1 protein-coding gene is annotated in these 549 nt (G+C 62.8%); it reads right to left on the bottom strand.

Annotated elements, in window-relative coordinates; genetic code table 11:
- Positions 1–549 (bottom strand): M81 family metallopeptidase (locus tag HLUSI_RS0118870; protein ID WP_016835438.1); only part of this gene is annotated, 549 nt, incomplete at both ends.

Consider the following 549-nt stretch of genomic DNA (forward strand, 5'->3'; position numbering starts at 1 on the left):
CACCGGACCGCCGTTGTGGCGGGCAATCGTGATGGCGCGCGTCACCGCATCCTGTGCAGAAAATATCTCGCCGTTGAATTGTGTTTCGGCCGCATTGACGGCGTCTAGCAAGCTTTGCGCTGCATCCCGTGCCGACTGTGCCGATGCGCCGTAAGCCCAGACCGCAGGGCCGCATTTTTCGACATCGGCCGCAGGAAAGCCCATCGTGAACGAGGCGCTGTCCTTACCTGCCGCATTGACATGGTCGAGCAACGCATACAAGTCGCGTGCGGGCGCATCGTCGGTGCATTGCCAGCACATCGGAATCAGATAGGGCGCACGCAGCCAGGCGACATGCGCTCGCGGCGCTCCGGCCAGTCGGCGTTCGATCCAGTTGAAGGCACGCGCGCCGGTAGCAGCCATGTCCACATGCGGGTAAGTGCGATAGGCGACCAGCACGTCGGCGTGGCCGATCATCTTTTGCGAGACGTTGGCATGCAGGTCGAGGCTGGCGACTATCGGAACGTCTTCACCGATCACCGCGCGCACGCGCTGCAGGATTTCTCCGTC

The organism is Herbaspirillum lusitanum P6-12, assembly GCF_000256565.1.
Classification (GTDB): domain Bacteria; phylum Pseudomonadota; class Gammaproteobacteria; order Burkholderiales; family Burkholderiaceae_D; genus Herbaspirillum; species Herbaspirillum lusitanum.